At 42.4% G+C, this 16,337-nt stretch carries 15 protein-coding genes; 13 read left to right on the top strand and 2 right to left on the bottom strand.

Going from position 1 to position 16,337, the window contains the following annotated elements; translation table 11 throughout:
- Positions 1 to 2 precede the first annotated feature (2 nt).
- The 12 genes from clpP to pyrF all read left to right on the top strand — a co-directional run bounded on the left by clpP (position 3) and on the right by pyrF (position 13,385).
- A complete protein-coding gene (clpP, locus tag FKN05_RS05280; protein WP_099612130.1) occupies positions 3 to 629 on the top strand; it encodes an ATP-dependent Clp endopeptidase proteolytic subunit ClpP in 627 nt (208 codons plus the stop codon).
- An 83-nt stretch (positions 630 to 712) separates the two neighbouring features.
- A complete protein-coding gene (gene clpX / locus FKN05_RS05275) occupies positions 713 to 1,993 on the top strand; it encodes an ATP-dependent protease ATP-binding subunit ClpX (protein WP_099612131.1) in 1,281 nt (426 codons plus the stop codon).
- A 119-nt stretch (positions 1,994 to 2,112) separates the two neighbouring features.
- On the top strand, positions 2,113 to 4,464 hold the full coding sequence (gene lon / locus FKN05_RS05270) for an endopeptidase La (protein ID WP_099612132.1): 2,352 nt from the start codon (positions 2,113 to 2,115) through the stop codon (positions 4,462 to 4,464).
- A gap of 193 nt (positions 4,465 to 4,657) precedes the next feature.
- On the top strand, positions 4,658 to 4,930 hold the full coding sequence (gene hbs / locus FKN05_RS05265; protein WP_099612133.1) for a non-specific DNA-binding protein Hbs: 273 nt from the start codon (positions 4,658 to 4,660) through the stop codon (positions 4,928 to 4,930).
- A gap of 150 nt (positions 4,931 to 5,080) precedes the next feature.
- Positions 5,081 to 6,940, top strand: a complete 1,860-nt coding sequence (ppiD, locus tag FKN05_RS05260; RefSeq protein WP_170887034.1) for a peptidylprolyl isomerase — start codon at positions 5,081 to 5,083, stop codon at positions 6,938 to 6,940.
- Positions 6,941 to 7,081: 141 nt separating this feature from the next.
- Positions 7,082 to 7,378: a ComEA family DNA-binding protein gene (locus tag FKN05_RS05255; protein WP_099612135.1), complete on the top strand. Its 297-nt coding sequence runs from the start codon at positions 7,082 to 7,084 to the stop codon at positions 7,376 to 7,378.
- Between the two features lie 508 nt (positions 7,379 to 7,886).
- Positions 7,887 to 8,567: a (d)CMP kinase gene (gene cmk, locus FKN05_RS05250; protein WP_170887033.1), complete on the top strand. Its 681-nt coding sequence runs from the start codon at positions 7,887 to 7,889 to the stop codon at positions 8,565 to 8,567.
- A gap of 104 nt (positions 8,568 to 8,671) precedes the next feature.
- Positions 8,672 to 10,342: a 30S ribosomal protein S1 gene (gene rpsA, locus FKN05_RS05245; protein ID WP_099612138.1), complete on the top strand. Its 1,671-nt coding sequence runs from the start codon at positions 8,672 to 8,674 to the stop codon at positions 10,340 to 10,342.
- 282 nt (positions 10,343 to 10,624) lie between these two features.
- The gene (gene ihfB / locus FKN05_RS05240; RefSeq protein ID WP_099612139.1) at positions 10,625 to 10,903 is read left to right on the top strand and encodes an integration host factor subunit beta; all 279 of its coding nucleotides are present in this window, start codon (positions 10,625 to 10,627) and stop codon (positions 10,901 to 10,903) included.
- A gap of 252 nt (positions 10,904 to 11,155) precedes the next feature.
- A complete protein-coding gene (locus tag FKN05_RS05235; protein WP_099612140.1) occupies positions 11,156 to 11,440 on the top strand; it encodes a LapA family protein in 285 nt (94 codons plus the stop codon).
- A gap of 13 nt (positions 11,441 to 11,453) precedes the next feature.
- Positions 11,454 to 12,623 (top strand): lipopolysaccharide assembly protein LapB, encoded by a 1,170-nt coding sequence (gene lapB / locus FKN05_RS05230; protein WP_099612141.1) that lies wholly within the window; start codon positions 11,454 to 11,456, stop codon positions 12,621 to 12,623.
- 66 nt (positions 12,624 to 12,689) lie between these two features.
- Positions 12,690 to 13,385, top strand: a complete 696-nt coding sequence (pyrF, locus tag FKN05_RS05225; RefSeq protein ID WP_099612142.1) for an orotidine-5'-phosphate decarboxylase — start codon at positions 12,690 to 12,692, stop codon at positions 13,383 to 13,385.
- 70 nt (positions 13,386 to 13,455) lie between these two features.
- Here pyrF and miaE read toward each other — a convergent pair whose 3' ends face one another.
- Together miaE and FKN05_RS05215 are read right to left on the bottom strand one after the other, a co-directional pair.
- Positions 13,456 to 14,238, bottom strand: coding sequence for a tRNA isopentenyl-2-thiomethyl-A-37 hydroxylase MiaE (gene miaE, locus FKN05_RS05220; RefSeq protein ID WP_099612143.1), 783 nt, complete (start codon positions 14,236 to 14,238; stop codon positions 13,456 to 13,458).
- A 60-nt stretch (positions 14,239 to 14,298) separates the two neighbouring features.
- On the bottom strand, positions 14,299 to 15,063 hold the full coding sequence (locus tag FKN05_RS05215; protein WP_099612144.1) for a DNA repair protein: 765 nt from the start codon (positions 15,061 to 15,063) through the stop codon (positions 14,299 to 14,301).
- A gap of 295 nt (positions 15,064 to 15,358) precedes the next feature.
- Between FKN05_RS05215 and cysB the strand changes: the two genes are divergently transcribed.
- On the top strand, positions 15,359 to 16,333 hold the full coding sequence (gene cysB / locus FKN05_RS05210) for an HTH-type transcriptional regulator CysB (protein WP_099612145.1): 975 nt from the start codon (positions 15,359 to 15,361) through the stop codon (positions 16,331 to 16,333).
- The last annotated feature ends 4 nt before the right edge of the window (positions 16,334 to 16,337 follow it).

Below are 16,337 nucleotides of genomic sequence, written 5' to 3'. Positions count from 1 at the left end.
ATATGAGCTACCAAGAAAAAAATGCAATGTCGCCAGTGATTGATGCGCTCGTACCCATGGTGGTAGAACAGACATCTCGTGGTGAGCGTTCATATGATATCTATTCTCGTCTATTAAAAGACAGAGTGATTTTTCTGACAGGCCAAGTAGAAGATCACATGGCAAATCTTGTCGTGGCTCAACTGCTTTTTTTAGAATCTGAAAATCCTGATAAAGATATTTTCCTATACATTAACTCTCCTGGTGGCAGTGTGACTGCTGGCATGTCTATTTATGACACCATGCAGTTTATCAAGCCTAATGTCAGCACGTTATGTATCGGGCAAGCTTGTTCAATGGGGGCCTTTTTACTCGCTGGTGGTGCACCGGGTAAACGTTATGTCTTACCCAATTCTCGCGTAATGATTCATCAACCACTAGGGGGCTTCCAAGGCCAAGCCTCAGACATTCAAATCCATGCGCAAGAAATTCTAAGTATTAAGAATAAACTTAACAAATTGCTAGCAGAACACACAGGACAACCACTCGAAATCATTGAACGCGATACCGATCGTGATAATTTTATGTCAGCGGATCAAGCGGTGGAATACGGGTTAGTCGATGCTGTGTTAACTCATCGTGGTGAATAGCCATTGTGAAAATTGGTTAACGCAATCTAGTGTAAATTGTTATACACTGAAACCATAAAGAGTAAAGGCTAAGAGGTTAGCGAATGACAGATAAAAGCAAAGAGGGTGGTAGCAGTAAATTGCTGTACTGCTCTTTCTGTGGCAAAAGCCAGCACGAAGTTCGCAAGCTAATCGCCGGTCCTTCAGTATACATCTGTGATGAATGTGTCGATCTTTGTAACGATATTATTCGTGAAGAGATCAAAGATGTTTTACCGAAGAAAGAGTCGTCAGCGTTGCCGACTCCTCGAGAAATTCGTGAACATCTCGATGACTATGTGATTGGCCAAGAACATGCAAAAAAAGTGCTTGCGGTTGCGGTATATAACCACTACAAGCGTTTACGTAACGGTGATACAACGAGTGACGGTGTGGAACTTGGCAAAAGTAATATTTTGCTGATTGGTCCAACAGGAAGTGGTAAAACACTACTTGCTGAAACCTTGGCTCGTTTCTTAGACGTTCCGTTTACGATGGCAGATGCAACTACATTAACCGAAGCCGGTTATGTGGGAGAAGATGTTGAAAACATCATCCAGAAACTGCTACAAAAATGTGACTATGATGTTGCCAAGGCAGAGCGAGGAATTGTCTATATCGATGAAATCGATAAAATTTCACGTAAAGCAGAAAATCCATCCATCACTCGTGATGTATCCGGTGAAGGGGTTCAGCAAGCGCTGCTAAAACTGGTGGAAGGTACAGTGGCATCCGTTCCGCCACAAGGTGGACGTAAGCATCCGCAGCAAGAGTTTTTACAGGTTGACACCTCAAAAATTCTTTTCATTTGTGGTGGTGCTTTCTCTGGTTTGGATAAAGTCATTGAACAACGTGTCGCGAAAGGGACAGGAATTGGTTTTGGAGCTGAAGTTCGCTCAAAAGACAGTAGTAAGTCGATAAGTGAACTCTTTACCCAAGTAGAACCTGAAGATTTGGTAAAATATGGGTTGATTCCAGAGTTTATTGGGCGCTTGCCAGTCACGGCAACCTTAACAGAACTGGATGAAAAAGCCTTAATTCAAATCTTATGTGAGCCGAAAAACGCATTGACAAAACAGTATGCCGCTCTTTTTGAGTTAGAAGAGACGGAACTAGAATTTCGTGAAGATGCCTTACGTGCAATCGCCGCTAAAGCGATGAAGCGTAAAACTGGTGCTCGGGGTCTACGTTCTATTCTTGAAAACGTCCTGTTAGAAACCATGTATGAACTGCCTTCAATGTCTGACGTTGAGAAAGTTGTCATTGATGAGTCTGTTATAAATGGTGAGTCAGCTCCTTTACTCATTTACGCAGGAAATGAGCATCAAGCTGCAGGTGCTGAATAAAATTTGTGCAACTGTTTTAAAAGGAGGCGGTCAAGCCTCCTTTTTTTAATTCTGTCATTGAATCCAGTCTGTTAGCCCCCATATACTGCCATATACATAAAAGCGGAAGAGAGAATAATATGAACTTGGAACGATCCGAGCGTATTGAGATCCCAGTACTCCCTCTACGAGATGTAGTGGTGTACCCACATATGGTCATTCCTCTGTTTGTTGGCCGTGAAAAATCCATTCAGTGTTTAGATGCGGCAATGGATAACAACAAGCAAGTGCTTCTGGTTGCTCAAAAGCAAGCAGAAACCGATGAGCCGAAAGTTTCAGATCTCTTTGAAGTGGGAACTGTGGCGACCATCCTTCAATTATTGAAATTACCCGATGGTACGGTAAAAGTCTTAGTTGAAGGTCAACAGCGCGCAAAAATCCATCAATTCAACGAAGGTGAATTTTTCTCAGCGGAAGCTGAGTATTTATTGACTCCAGAGTTGGATGATAAAGAGCAAGAAGTGGTTGTGCGCAGCGCGATCAATCAGTTTGAAGGTTTTATCAAGCTGAATAAAAAGATTCCTCCTGAAGTCCTGACATCACTGAATGGTATCGATGAAGCCGCTCGCCTTGCCGATACCATCGCAGCGCATATGCCACTAAAACTGGCAGATAAACAACAAGTTTTAGAAATTTTAGACGTCGCTGAACGTTTGGAATTTTTGATGGGGCAAATGGAATCAGAAATTGATCTGCTGCAAGTTGAAAAACGCATTCGTACCCGCGTGAAAAAGCAGATGGAAAAATCTCAGCGAGAGTACTACCTGAATGAGCAAATGAAAGCCATTCAGAAAGAACTCGGTGAGATGGATGATGCACCCGATGAATTTGAAGTTTTGCAACAAAAAATTGAAGCATCGAAGATGCCAAAAGAAGCTCGAGAAAAAACAGAGCAAGAGCTGCAAAAACTAAAAATGATGTCTCCGATGTCGGCAGAAGCCACGGTGGTTCGCAGCTACATCGACTGGATGGTTAGCGTGCCTTGGACGAAGCGCTCTAAAGTGAAAAAAGATCTCGCTAAAGCAGAAGAGATCCTCAATGCTGATCATTATGGTTTGAAACGGGTAAAAGAGCGCATTTTGGAATACCTGGCGGTACAAACACGGATCAATAAGTTAAAAGGGCCAATTTTATGTTTGGTTGGGCCTCCAGGGGTGGGTAAAACGTCATTAGGACGCTCTATCGCTGCCGCCACTGGCCGTAAATATGTCCGTATGGCTCTAGGTGGCGTGCGGGATGAAGCCGAGATTCGCGGGCACCGTCGAACTTATATTGGTTCATTACCGGGTAAGTTGATTCAAAAAATGGCAAAAGTTGGGGTTAAAAACCCGCTATTTTTATTAGATGAAATCGATAAAATGTCTTCAGACATGCGTGGCGATCCCGCTTCTGCCTTGTTAGAAGTGCTAGACCCTGAACAAAATAACTCGTTTAATGACCATTATTTGGAAGTTGACTATGACTTATCGGATGTGATGTTTGTCGCGACGTCTAACTCGATGAATATTCCAGGCCCGCTGTTGGATCGTATGGAAGTGATTCGTCTATCCGGTTATACCGAAGATGAAAAACTCAATATAGCAAAACGTCATTTAGTGAATAAGCAAATTGAGCGTAATGGTTTGAAACCTAGTGAGATCATCATCGAAGATTCAGCCATTATTGGTATTATCCGCTACTATACACGCGAAGCAGGAGTCCGCGGGCTTGAGCGAGAAATTTCTAAAATCTGTCGTAAAGCGGTGAAGAAAATTCTGCTCAATACTGGGGTCAAAACCGTGACGGTTAATCAAGCAAACTTAAAAGAATTTTTAGGTGTACAGCGGTTTGATTATGGTAAAGCGGATGAAAGTAATCGTATCGGTCAAGTTACTGGCCTTGCATGGACTGAAGTCGGTGGCGATCTTCTCACGATTGAAACACAATCGATGCCGGGCAAAGGGAAGTTAACACAAACCGGTTCGCTGGGCGATGTGATGCAAGAATCGATTCAAGCCGCGATGACTGTCGTTCGCTCTCGTGCGGAAAAACTCGGTATCAATGGTGACTTTTATGAAAAGAAAGATATCCATGTTCATGTTCCGGAAGGGGCAACACCGAAGGATGGCCCGAGTGCGGGGATCGCGATGTGTACAGCGTTAGTCTCTAGCCTTACCGGCAATCCGGTAAAAGCGGAAGTGGCAATGACAGGTGAAATTACGCTGCGAGGCGAAGTGTTGCCGATTGGCGGTTTGAAAGAAAAGCTGCTTGCGGCCCATCGTGGCGGGATCAAAACCGTGTTAATCCCTAAAGATAATGAGCGTGATCTAGAAGAGATTCCAGATAACGTGATTGCAGATTTGCAAGTTATCCCAGTCCAGTGGATTGATGAAGTATTGCAAGTTGCATTAGAAAAAGATCCGAATGGGGTCAGTTTTTCAGCGGTCAAATAGTGATATGCAGCAAAAATAAGTAAAAGATTACGCTGATAGGTGGAAAAAGGCTTGTCAGCGTTTTTTTTGAGAGCTAACGTTATTGACTATGGCTTAAGCCCAGTTGTCACAAGGCTTTAAGCCTGTTTTTAATCTTAATGGAACGAATCGGCACCGAACAAAATAATAACTTGGTAGCCAAAGGGGAATCATAGTGAATAAAACTCAATTAGTAGAAAAAATTGCAGCTGACGCTGATATCTCAAAAGCATCAGCTGGTCGTGCCCTTGATGCATTTATTGAAGCAGTGAGCGATACTCTTCAGTCTGGTGATCAAGTGGCATTAGTGGGCTTTGGTACCTTCTCAGTTCGTACCCGTGCGGCTCGTACTGGTCGTAACCCTAAAACGGGCGAAGAGATTCAAATCGCTGAAGCAAAAGTACCTGCTTTCAAAGCGGGTAAAGCATTGAAAGATGCTTGTAACTAATTCAGTTACTTTTGTTGTTTTTACGCAAATTTAGTTCGAACCTTTTGAAATTATGCGCATCCTACTGATGCGCATTTCTTTTTCTGATATTATCGCGCTATTCAATTTTGGCTGAAGTCTGTGACTTCAAATCCGGAGAGCAGTAAAACTATGATGGATCGATTACGCGAGGGCGTGAACAGCACCGCGATAAAAATTATCCTAGGACTAATTATCCTTTCTTTTGTCTTTGCTGGGGTAGGTAATTCCCTGATTAGTGGCGGCAATAACGCTGCCGCTAAAGTCGGCGGTGTTGATATTGGCCGAGGAGAATTTGAGCAAGCTTACCAAAATGAACGTAATCGTATGCAATCTCAGTTTGGCGATTACTTTTCTAACTTGTTAGCCGATCCGGCTTACGTTTCCTTCTTGCGAAAGTCAGTGCTTGATAATTTAATTAATGATCTTTTACTTGAGCAACATGCTCAATCACTTGGGCTCAGAGTGAGCGATGAACAAGTTCGTCAATCAATTTTAACCATGCCTGAGTTTCAATCGGAAGGTCAGTTTGATCAAACGCTTTACCAATCGGCTTTGCGTCGTGCTGGGTTTACCCCAGACGGGTTTGCACAATATCTACGTCGTAATTTAGTACGTAATCAGTTAATGACTGCGCTACAAGGTAGTGAATTTACCCTAAATGGTGAAATTGATGCCCAGAGTGCTTTAATTACTCAGCAACGTCAAATTCGTACCATCTCTTTACCGACCGCATCTTTTACTCAGTCAGTCCAAGTTACCGCTGAGGAAATCGAGCAATACTACCAAGCAAATGATGAGCGCTATACTCGTCCAGAACAGATGAAAATTTCTTATATTGAACTGGCAGCGCAACAATTGAAAGCTGCGGTATTGGTGAGTGATGAGCAAGCACAAGCTTATTATCAAGAGCATCAAGATAAATATACGTCAGATGAACAGCGTAAAGTGAGCCATATCCTTGTGAAAGGTGATGACAGGGCAATGGCTCAAGCTATTCTTGATGAACTTGATGCAGGGGCTGATTTTGCCACCCTAGCCAAAGAAAAGTCACAAGATACTGGGAGTGTACAAGAAGGCGGTAATCTGGGCTGGATTGAACGTGGTACGATGGATGCAGCGTTTGAAGATGCAGCGTTTGCGCTACAGCATGTTGGTGATGTAACGGGCTTAGTTAAATCGGAATCTGGTTACCACATTATCAAACTTGATGAGCTTAACGCCCCCATGGTTCGACCTTTTGAGCAAGTTGTTACGCAAATTAAAACTGAGCTGCAAGATCAACAAGCGGTTGATCAGTTCTACCAACTGCAAACTGAGCTTGAAAAAGTAGCGTTTGAATCTCCAGATTCATTGGATGATGCAGCGCAAGTGGTTCATGCACAGATTCAGCGTACTGACTTTATTTCAATTGATGAACTTCCCCAACGTTTACGTAATACGGATGTGTTACAGGCATTGCAGTCACCAGAAGTCAAAGAAGATGGTTTGAACTCAGAGGTGATTGAAATTGCTCCAGAACACATTGTGGTGGTGCGTGTTGAAGAGTCTCGACCTGAAACTATTTTGCCATTAGCCGAGGTCAAGTCATCCATTGAGGCGGAACTGGTGCAGCTAAAAGGTGCTCAACAAGCACAGCAGTTAGCGACTCAGCTAGTGAGTGGATTGCAAGCAGGGGATGATCACTTACTGGCCGAGCATAAGCTTACTTTTAGCCAACCACAAACGATTGATCGGGGTGCAGCTTTGGCTAAGATTGTCTTTTCAATGCCCAAGCCGGAACAAGATAAATCGGTTTATGCGCAAGGAAAAGATCAGGATGGAAACGTGGTTGTGATTGCGTTAGATAAAGTTGATACTCAGGTCGATGCGCAATATCGTGAGCAAATTGCTGCTCAATTATCTCGTCTTGGTACTCAGCAGGATTTAGATAGTGTACTGAATGTATTGCGTAAAAATACAGAAATTGAGTATTTCTCTGTGAATCAATAATACACATCATGTAATTGATATGTTTGTTAAAATGGGCTGCCTTTGCAGCTCATTTTATTTTACGGTTTTGTTTGATTTGTTGTGTCTTTATTTCCCCTAGTATCAATACGCGTTGTCGCATAGGTAATCACAAGGAGAGTTATGATGCTAAAAAAATACTTAATCATTTTACTGCTAGGAGCTTGCTGGCCAATGAGTTATGCCTCTGGTGAAGAACTTACTGAGGTCAGTCAAGGGTTTGAGATCACCGTTAATATTAATACCGCTTCTGCAGAAGAAATGGCGACGTTATTGCAAGGAATTGGCTTGCAAAAAGCACAGGCGATTGTTGAGTATCGGGAACAAAACGGTGCTTTTACTAATAAGGATGATTTAATTAAGGTAAAAGGCATTGGCCGAGCGACGGTCAATAAAAATGACAAGCGAATTTTGCTTTAATCTCATTTCCATCCTATATGAGTATTTGGGTTGATTATCAAAACTCAGGAAAAATTCCTGAGTTTTTGTTTATACACCCCTGTCCTTTCTCTTCTTTAGTCTCTGCGTTACTGTTATTTTTTGCTCTTTCTCGATATAGACAACCAGCAATTCCAAGTTGTTTGGGTGTAGATAGTATAAGGCGTTGTCTTATTGTAACGGGTTGGGAAACTCGCATCTTAGTTGCACTTCGGTATATAATTCCATGCTATCCCTTTCCTACTTGATCTGCAGGGGGGTTGGCTACGTTCGTTCACCTCAATCACATAGCCTGTCTATGTTCATCGGGGTTATGAGAGCCATTCGTGGCTCTCACCAAAGGCCAGCCTATGGCTGTTCAAATTTGTTCCAGACAAATTTGTCACTCACTTGCCGCCAACCTGCAACTCCAAGTTGTTTGGGTATAGTCAAATGCGCCGTCAGTCGCGAAATAAGTCATACGAAAAATAAACAATAAATGGAGTAAAGCATGTCCTTGCAAACAGCGGTCATTACCGTGGATGGACCTAGTGGTGCTGGTAAAGGCACTCTTTGTATGTTGTTGGCGAAAAAACTCGGGTTTCAGCTGTTAGATTCAGGAGCGATTTATCGGGTATTAGCTCTTGCCGCTCTTCATCATGGTGTTGATATTGATTCAGAAGACGCTTTAGTTCCATTGGCAACGCATCTGGATGTACAATTTGTTGCTGAAGGTGATTTGGTGAAAGTCATTCTTGAAGGAGAAGATGTTTCCAGAGAACTGAGAAAAGAAGAAACGGGGATGGCTGCCTCAAAAATTGCCGCATTACCTCGCGTCAGAGAAGCTTTGCTACGTCGACAACGAGCTTTTGATCAAGGCCATGGCTTGGTGGCGGATGGACGAGATATGGGAACGGTTGTTTTTCCCCAAGCTGCTGTGAAAATTTTCCTAGATGCGAGCGCACAAGAACGAGCTCAGCGTCGTTATAAGCAGTTGCAACTGAAAGGCCTTAATGTTAGATTTGACGACCTTTTAAGCGAAATTCAAGAGCGAGATGAACGAGATCGTAATCGTTCCGTGGCACCACTGCGCCCAGCCGAGGATGCGCTATTACTTGATTCCACCACATTATCTATAGATCAAGTGGTGGAACAAGCGTTACAATATATAGAATCGAAACTGGTGGAATAAATCACGCCAGTTAAGAACGTTGGTCGCAAGGATGATGACTGGCGATTTTAATAACCCCATGCGGTAGGATACCCATGGACGTTTAATTATTGAAGATTAAATACATGACTGAATCTTTTGCTCAACTCTTTGAAGAGTTTCTAAATGAAACCCAATTCCAACAAGGTACTATCGTTAAAGGTACTGTTGTTGCGATTGAAAATGGCTACGTTCTTGTTGACGCTGGCCTTAAGTCTGAATCTGCTATTCCAGCAGAACAGTTCAAAAACGCTGCGGGTGAACTAGAAGTAGAAGTTGGTTCAGAAGTTGACGTAGCACTTGACGCTGTTGAAGACGGTTTCGGTGAAACTCAACTTTCTCGTGAGAAAGCGAAACGTCACGAAGCGTGGATCGTTCTTGAGAAAGCTTACGAAGAAGCTGAAACGGTTATTGGTATCATCAATGGTAAAGTTAAAGGTGGCTTCACTGTTGAATTGAACGGTATCCGTGCATTCCTTCCAGGCTCTCTAGTTGACGTTCGTCCAATCCGTGACACTGCTCACTTAGAAAACAAAGAGCTAGAGTTCAAAGTCATCAAGCTTGATCAGAAACGCAACAACGTTGTTGTTTCTCGTCGTGCTGTTATCGAATCTGAAAGCAGTGTTGAGCGTGACGAACTTCTTGAAACTCTACAAGAAGGTACTGAAGTTAAAGGTATCGTTAAGAACCTTACTGACTACGGTGCATTCGTTGATCTTGGCGGTGTTGATGGTCTTCTACATATCACAGATATGGCTTGGAAACGCGTTAAGCATCCATCAGAAATCGTTAACGTTGGTGACGAAATCCTAGTTAAAGTTCTTAAGTTTGACCGTGAACGTACCCGTGTTTCTCTAGGTCTGAAACAGCTTGGCGAAGATCCATGGGTAGCAATCGCTAAACGTTACCCAGAAGGTCACAAACTAACTGGTCGCGTAACAAACCTAACTGATTACGGCTGCTTTGTTGAAATCGAAGAAGGCGTTGAAGGTCTGGTTCACGTTTCAGAAATGGACTGGACTAACAAGAACATTCACCCATCTAAAGTTGTTAATGTTGGCGACGAAGTTGAGGTTATGGTTCTTGATATCGACGAAGAACGTCGTCGTATCTCTCTAGGCTTGAAACAGTGTAAAGCTAACCCTTGGCAGTCATTCGCTGAAGCACAAGCTAAAGGCGATAAAGTGACTGGTAAGATCAAGTCTATCACTGATTTCGGTATCTTTATCGGTCTTGATGGCGGTATCGATGGTCTGGTTCACCTTTCTGACATCTCTTGGAATGTTCCTGGAGAAGAAGCAGTACGTGAGTACAAAAAAGGTGACGAGATCTCTGCAGTTGTTCTAGCTGTAGATGCAGAGCGTGAGCGTATTTCTCTAGGCGTTAAGCAAATGGAAAATGACCCATTCAATGCTTATGTTGCTGATAATAAGAAAGGCACTCTAGTTAACGGTACGGTAACCGCTGTTGACGCTAAAGGCGCAACGATCGAGTTAGAAGATGGTGTAGAAGGTTACCTTCGTGCCTCTGAAATTACTCGTGATCGCGTAGAAGATGCATCTCTACTTCTCAGTGTTGGTGATAAAGTTGAAGCGAAATTTACTGGTGTTGACCGTAAAAACCGCGTCATCAATTTATCTATCAAAGCGAAAGACGAAGCTGAAGAGCAAGAAGCAATGGCATCTATCAATAAACAAGATGATGTTGCTTTCGGTAATGCAATGGCAGACGCTTTCAAAGCTGCTAAAGGCGAGTAATCTAACTTGTTGATTAAAAAGGGGCCGCATGGCCCCTTTTTTTATTCATCAGCGAGATAACGTGATGATCTATTACATTTACTTATGCTAGTATTGCTGGACCTCAGAGAGCCCGGTTTATCCCTTTGAGGTATAAAAGCTAAGCTAAGTTTTTCTAAGAGACATGTTCTCCGCTTTCTTTGATGCAACTTAGCCATACTCTTTTTATACAATATGAAGCAAGTGTTTGTTGGAATTGATATTACTGACTATAATCAGGGTAAAAACTCAAAGAGGGAAACTATGACGAAGTCTGAATTAATAGAAAGGCTGTGTACCGAGCAACCCCATCTGTCGGCAAAAGAAATTGAAGATGCGGTAAAAGAGATTCTGGAACACATGTCGAAAACATTAGAAGCTGGAGATCGCATTGAAATTCGAGGATTTGGTAGTTTCTCTTTGCACTATCGTGATCCCCGTGTTGGACGCAATCCTAAAACTGGTGAAAAAGTCGAATTGGATGGTAAATATGTTCCGCACTTTAAACCGGGTAAAGAGTTGCGTGAGCGAGTTAATCAATAGTTTTAATGGTAGAATAGCCTTATAAGCGGCATACTGTCTTGGTGTGCCGTTTTTTTATATTTTGATTCGGAATGCTATCGCAACTTTATTTGCTCTCTTCTTATCGGGCGGAGGCTCTTTCTATCTGGGGCGTCCACTGCTTGCTGTGGATTTCGAGTAACCTTAAGCTGATTTGACGATAAAATTGCGCATGGTTTGTCTGAGCGTTTTCCTGCATAATCGGTTAATAGATTTGTGGATGGGTAATCAATTATGAAAATGATAAAAATCCTTGTGCTACTCGCTCTTTTCTTACTGGCTTTAGCGTTAGGATCACAGAATCAAGCGTTAGTCACATTTAACTATTTATTCGCTCAAGGTGAGTTTCATCTATCCACCTTGCTTGGCAGTGTCTTTGTCGTTGGCTTTCTTATTGCGTGGATCATTTTTGGCAGTTTTTATCTGAAATCTCAATTAGAAATTCGTAAATTGACTCGAAAGCTAAAACAACACACAAAATCGCAAGAGCAGACAAATGCTAAAGCGACTCTCGAGTAAGGCTATTACTTAGATGTTAGAACTTCTTTTCTTGCTCTTGCCTATTGCTGCCGCCTATGGCTGGTATATGGGTAATCGTAGTGCTCAGCAAGACAAGCAGAAGCATTCCCACCAAATATCTCGACAGTATGTAACGGGACTAAATTTATTACTTTCAGATCAGTCTGATAAAGCCGTTGATCACTTTATCGAGCTGTTGCAAGTGGATAACGAAACGATAGATACCCATCTTGCATTGGGAAATTTATTTCGTTCTCGTGGTGAGGTTGATCGTGCAATTCGTATCCATCAAAACCTGATTTCTCGTTCAGGCTTAACCATTGATCAAAAAAACCTCGCCTTACAGCAGTTAGCGAAAGATTATATGGTTGCTGGATTTTTGGATCGTGCAGAGAAAATCTTTGAGCAATTAATTGATGAACCAGAACATCGTGAGTCTGCGCTTCAACAATTAACCGCAATTTATCAGCAAACACGTGAATGGCATAAGGCGATTTCATGTGCGCAAGCCTTAGTCAAGCTCGGGCGTAAGCGAATGAAGCAAACCATTGCTCATTTTTGGTGTGAACTGGCAATGCAGGAAAAAGCAGAAGGGAAAGATCATAAAGCGATCCAGTTGCTAAAACGAGCTTTACATGAAGACCCTAAATGCGTGCGTGCCAGTATTTCCTTAGGAAAACTCTATTTAGCCAACCAAGATTATAAACAGACGCTGATTTATCTTGAAATGGTTTTTGAGCAAGATATTGATTTTATTGGAGAAGTTCTACCATCCTTAGCCGAATGTTATCATCATCTTGGCCAAGAGCCACAATTGATTGAATTATTGCGTCAGTGTATTAACAATAATGCAGGAGTGTCTGCTGAGTTAATGCTAGCACAATTAGTCGCGCAGCATGATGGTACCGCCAGTGCTCAAGAATTATTAACTCGCCAATTAGTCAAAAATCCAACCATGAAAGGTTTTTATCGTCTGATTGATTACCATATTGCTGAGGCAGAAGAAGGGCGCGCTAAAGCTAGTTTGTTAACTTTGCAACGGTTAGTGGGTGAGCAGTTAAAAACAAAACCACATTACCGATGCCGCCGCTGTGGTTTCTCAACGCACTCGCTATATTGGCACTGTCCATCCTGCAAAGGGTGGGGATCGATTAAGCCCATCCGTGGATTGGATGGCGAATGATTTTTCAAGATTTGCAGCTCTATAAGCTGCATTTTTTTAGGCTCAATGTATATCTTAGGAGTAGAAATGAACGACCCAAAAGTGATCGTTGCACTCGATTATGAACACAAAACCGATGCGCTTACGTTTGTCGATAAAATTGATCCGGCAAGTTGTCGGTTAAAAATTGGCAAAGAGATGTTTACACGGTTTGGTCCCCATTTCGTTACTGAGTTACATGATCGAGGGTTTGCTGTTTTTCTCGATCTTAAGTTTCATGATATTCCTAATACTTGCGCTAAGGCAGTGCGAGCAGCGGCGGATTTAGGTGTTTGGATGGTCAATGTTCATGCCAGCGGTGGAGAGCGTATGATGACGGCTGCACGAGAAATACTTGAGCCTTACGGTTGTGATCGTCCATTGTTAATTGGAGTAACCGTCTTAACGAGTATGGAACAGAGTGATTTACAAGGTATTGGTATCAACAGTGAACCAGAGCAGCAGGTGATGCGCTTAGCGAGACTGACAAAAAATTCCGGTTTAGATGGCGTCGTATGCTCGGCTCAAGAAGCCTCTAGGCTAAAACGTGAGCTTGGACAAGCCTTTCAGTTAGTTACACCGGGAATTAGGCCAATAGGGGCCGATATTGGTGACCAACGTCGGATAATGACGCCAGAGCAAGCCATCAACTCAGGAGCTGATTATCTCGTGATCGGTCGGCCAATTACCAAAGCCAGCAATCCTGCTCAAGTGTTGGCAGAGATTCATGCATCCCTACTTTAAATCGTCAATAGCAGCAAAAGAGGTGATTTGAACACCTCTTTTGCTTGGTTGAGTTTACGCTGAGTTGTGTTTACGCTGAAAATGTCGGAATACCGCTATGGAACTTAAAGTCGCTATCCGGTGAGGAAATTAATTTAGCTTCAACATTAGCGAAGTGCTCGATACGTTCTGAAATATCTTTACCTGCAATCTGTTCTGCGAGTTCCAAGTAGTCTTGATAGTGTCGTGCTTCTGAGCGTAAAAGAGAAAAATAAAATTTTCCTACATCGTGCTCTAAATAAGGTGCTAGTTTTGCGAAACGTTCACATGAACGGGCTTCAATAAATGCGCCAATAATAAGCTTATCGACGAGTGCATCGGGCTCATACGTTTTGACGTGTTTAAGCATCCCCTTAGCATATCGACTAGCGTTAATTGGCTGATATTCAAATCCCTTTTGTTGGATAAGTTCAAGTACTTGATAAAAATGATGCAGCTCTTCTTTGATCAAGAGTACCATTTTATCAATCATCGCTTGTCCATAAAGGCAGTTTGGCTTCGCTTGAATAGACTTGGAGAGCTGATTTTTTCCTTGTAACGTGTTGAGGTTACCGACGCATTTGTAAGCAAACTGCTCATAAGGTGCTGATAACTGGCTTAGTTGCCGGCTTCCTTCCTCTGTCACTACGTAGCGTTTAAGTAAAAACATAGCGCTTTGTGCGGCTTTCAGCTCACACAATAAGTGGTCACGGAGGATAATTGACAGATTTTCGGGTTTTTGAGCTTCATTAAGCCAAGCATCGGGGGTTGCACAAGCGAGAAATTGCTTAAGTGGATTGATTAGCTGTTCAATAGCGGGTGTATTGTTGATCATAAGCCATTAAAAAGTTGATATATTATGTTGCCATGAATAGGTGAGTAGTGGGAGAGATTATTACCACTTTTTCTTTTCACCAAAGAGCGCTTCCATATCACTATCTCGTTCTTTTTCTTCACGTTGTTGAACTTCAGATGCATTTTTGGTTTGGCGACGTGATTCGACTTCATCATACATGGCTTGTAACTTTTCTCGAGCTTGATGAGAATAACTGTCATTTTTGGTACTTAGCACGTCTAATCCTTTGCGAAGTAACTGTAAGGCGGTTCCGGGTTGGCCTCGAACAATTGAATCTTTAGCTCGTTTAATGACATTTTCGATATTAATGCGGATCTGTATGGTTTCTAATCGAGCATTTTCAGTGACATAAGCTTGGGTATCAAAACGGCCTTTATTATGTTCACTACGGATAGTATCACGTAACCGTTTGACTAATTTTAGCATGACGATGGCTTGCTTATCGCTAGTCGGGACTTTAAATGTAGTACTTTCTCCACCCGGGTGGTTTTCTTTTAGGTGTTGGATTTGTGTCTGCATATTTTCAACACGTTGAGCTAATTGCTTATTTTTTGGATCGAGATCTAACATATTTTGTAGGGCGTCAAGAATACGGGTATTCAAGCAAACAAGTAGATCTTTACTAAACGGAAGATGATGAGCATTGCCGATTAAGTCTTCGGTAGCATCAATAATGGTTAGGTACCTTGCTGACTCTTGTTTTTTGGTTGTTTCAATCTTGAGTCTGTATTGCAGCATGATGTTATAACCCAAGATTAAAACCAATAGAATGGCCACCAGAGCGATAATTAAACCTATATTCATAAAATCCGTATCTTTTTTAAAAGGCCCAATGCCAGAGCATACACTATCCTAGCTTCTCTCTACACCATCTACCAAGAGTCAATGTGCATTATTTGTGCTTTCCGCATAAAAAAATGCAACAGAGCGATCATTTTTAGGGTAGGCGCTCATTTTTCTTAATGATGATCGAAATGTGCCGCGTTTGTACAACTATTTATTGTAAGCTCTTTGCATTGTGTTCGTGAAGCGTTATAACTAATCATTATAAACCATAGAACGGCGATGTCGCACTTCTCAGAAGGAAATAAGATAAATTATGAAGTTGCAGCAACTTAAATATATTGTAGAAGTGGTCAATCATAACTTAAATGTGTCGGCGACAGCAGAAAGTTTGTATACCTCACAACCAGGTATCAGTAAACAAGTTCGCTTATTAGAAGATGAGCTCGGGATACAGATTTTTGAGCGCAGCGGCAAGCATTTGACCCAAGTGACCCATGCTGGTCAAGAGGTTATCCGGATTGCCACCGAAATTCTTGCGCGAACAGAAAGCATTAAGTCGGTTGCCGCAGAGCATACTCATCCAGAAATGGGCACGTTGAATATTTCAACCACCCATACCCAAGCTCGTTATGCATTACCTGATGTAATTAAAGGTTTTACTGCTCGCTATCCGAAAGTGTCTTTGCATATGCACCAAGGCACGCCGAGTCAAATGTCTGAGGCGATCGCTAAGGGTATTGCCAATTTTGCCATTGCTACTGAAGCACTCCATTTATATCAAGATGCGATCATGTTGCCTTGCTACCATTGGAATCGCTCCATTGTTGTGCCTCACGATCACCCATTGGCACAGAAAGCTTCTGTTACCATTGAAGATGTTGCGGCTTACCCTTTGGTCACTTATGTGTTTGGTTTTACTGGGCGTTCAGAACTTGATACCGCCTTTAATCGTGTTGGGTTGCATCCTCGAGTGGTGTTTACGGCCACGGATGCTGATGTGATTAAAACTTACGTTCGAATGGGGATGGGGATTGGGGTGATAGCCAGTATGGCGATTGATAAAGAGCAAGACACTGATTTAGTGGCCATTGATGCCAGCCACATTTTTGGTGCGAGTACCACGAGTATTGGTTTTCGTCGTGGTACTTTTTTGCGCACATATATGTATGATTTTATGGAACGTTTCGCTCCTCATTTAACCAGACCTGTGGTTGAGCGTGCGATTTCTTTAAAATCTAATGCTGAAATCGAAGAGATGTTTAAAGATATCGAGCTGCCGGTACGCTAATCCT

The organism is Vibrio sp. 1-1(7) (assembly GCF_013048485.1).
Classification (GTDB): Bacteria; Pseudomonadota; Gammaproteobacteria; order Enterobacterales; family Vibrionaceae; genus Vibrio; species Vibrio fujianensis.
This window is presented reverse-complemented; position numbering and strand designations above follow the sequence as displayed.

What these genes read in the sequence shown, in the direction of transcription:
- ppiD (WP_170887034.1), top strand. Translation starts at nt 5,081, where the DNA reads ATGATGGATCGATTACGCGAGGGCGTGAACAGCACCGCGATAAAAATT.
- lapB (WP_099612141.1), top strand. Translation starts at nt 11,454, where the DNA reads ATGTTAGAACTTCTTTTCTTGCTCTTGCCTATTGCTGCCGCCTATGGC.
- miaE (WP_099612143.1), bottom strand. Translation starts at nt 14,238, where the DNA reads ATGATCAACAATACACCCGCTATTGAACAGCTAATCAATCCACTTAAG.
- FKN05_RS05255 (WP_099612135.1), top strand. Translation starts at nt 7,082, where the DNA reads ATGATGCTAAAAAAATACTTAATCATTTTACTGCTAGGAGCTTGCTGG.
- cmk (WP_170887033.1), top strand. Translation starts at nt 7,887, where the DNA reads ATGTCCTTGCAAACAGCGGTCATTACCGTGGATGGACCTAGTGGTGCT.
- pyrF (WP_099612142.1), top strand. Translation starts at nt 12,690, where the DNA reads ATGAACGACCCAAAAGTGATCGTTGCACTCGATTATGAACACAAAACC.
- cysB (WP_099612145.1), top strand. Translation starts at nt 15,359, where the DNA reads ATGAAGTTGCAGCAACTTAAATATATTGTAGAAGTGGTCAATCATAAC.
- clpP (WP_099612130.1), top strand. Translation starts at nt 3, where the DNA reads ATGAGCTACCAAGAAAAAAATGCAATGTCGCCAGTGATTGATGCGCTC.
- rpsA (WP_099612138.1), top strand. Translation starts at nt 8,672, where the DNA reads ATGACTGAATCTTTTGCTCAACTCTTTGAAGAGTTTCTAAATGAAACC.
- FKN05_RS05235 (WP_099612140.1), top strand. Translation starts at nt 11,156, where the DNA reads ATGAAAATGATAAAAATCCTTGTGCTACTCGCTCTTTTCTTACTGGCT.
- FKN05_RS05215 (WP_099612144.1), bottom strand. Translation starts at nt 15,063, where the DNA reads ATGAATATAGGTTTAATTATCGCTCTGGTGGCCATTCTATTGGTTTTA.
- ihfB (WP_099612139.1), top strand. Translation starts at nt 10,625, where the DNA reads ATGACGAAGTCTGAATTAATAGAAAGGCTGTGTACCGAGCAACCCCAT.
- lon (WP_099612132.1), top strand. Translation starts at nt 2,113, where the DNA reads ATGAACTTGGAACGATCCGAGCGTATTGAGATCCCAGTACTCCCTCTA.
- clpX (WP_099612131.1), top strand. Translation starts at nt 713, where the DNA reads ATGACAGATAAAAGCAAAGAGGGTGGTAGCAGTAAATTGCTGTACTGC.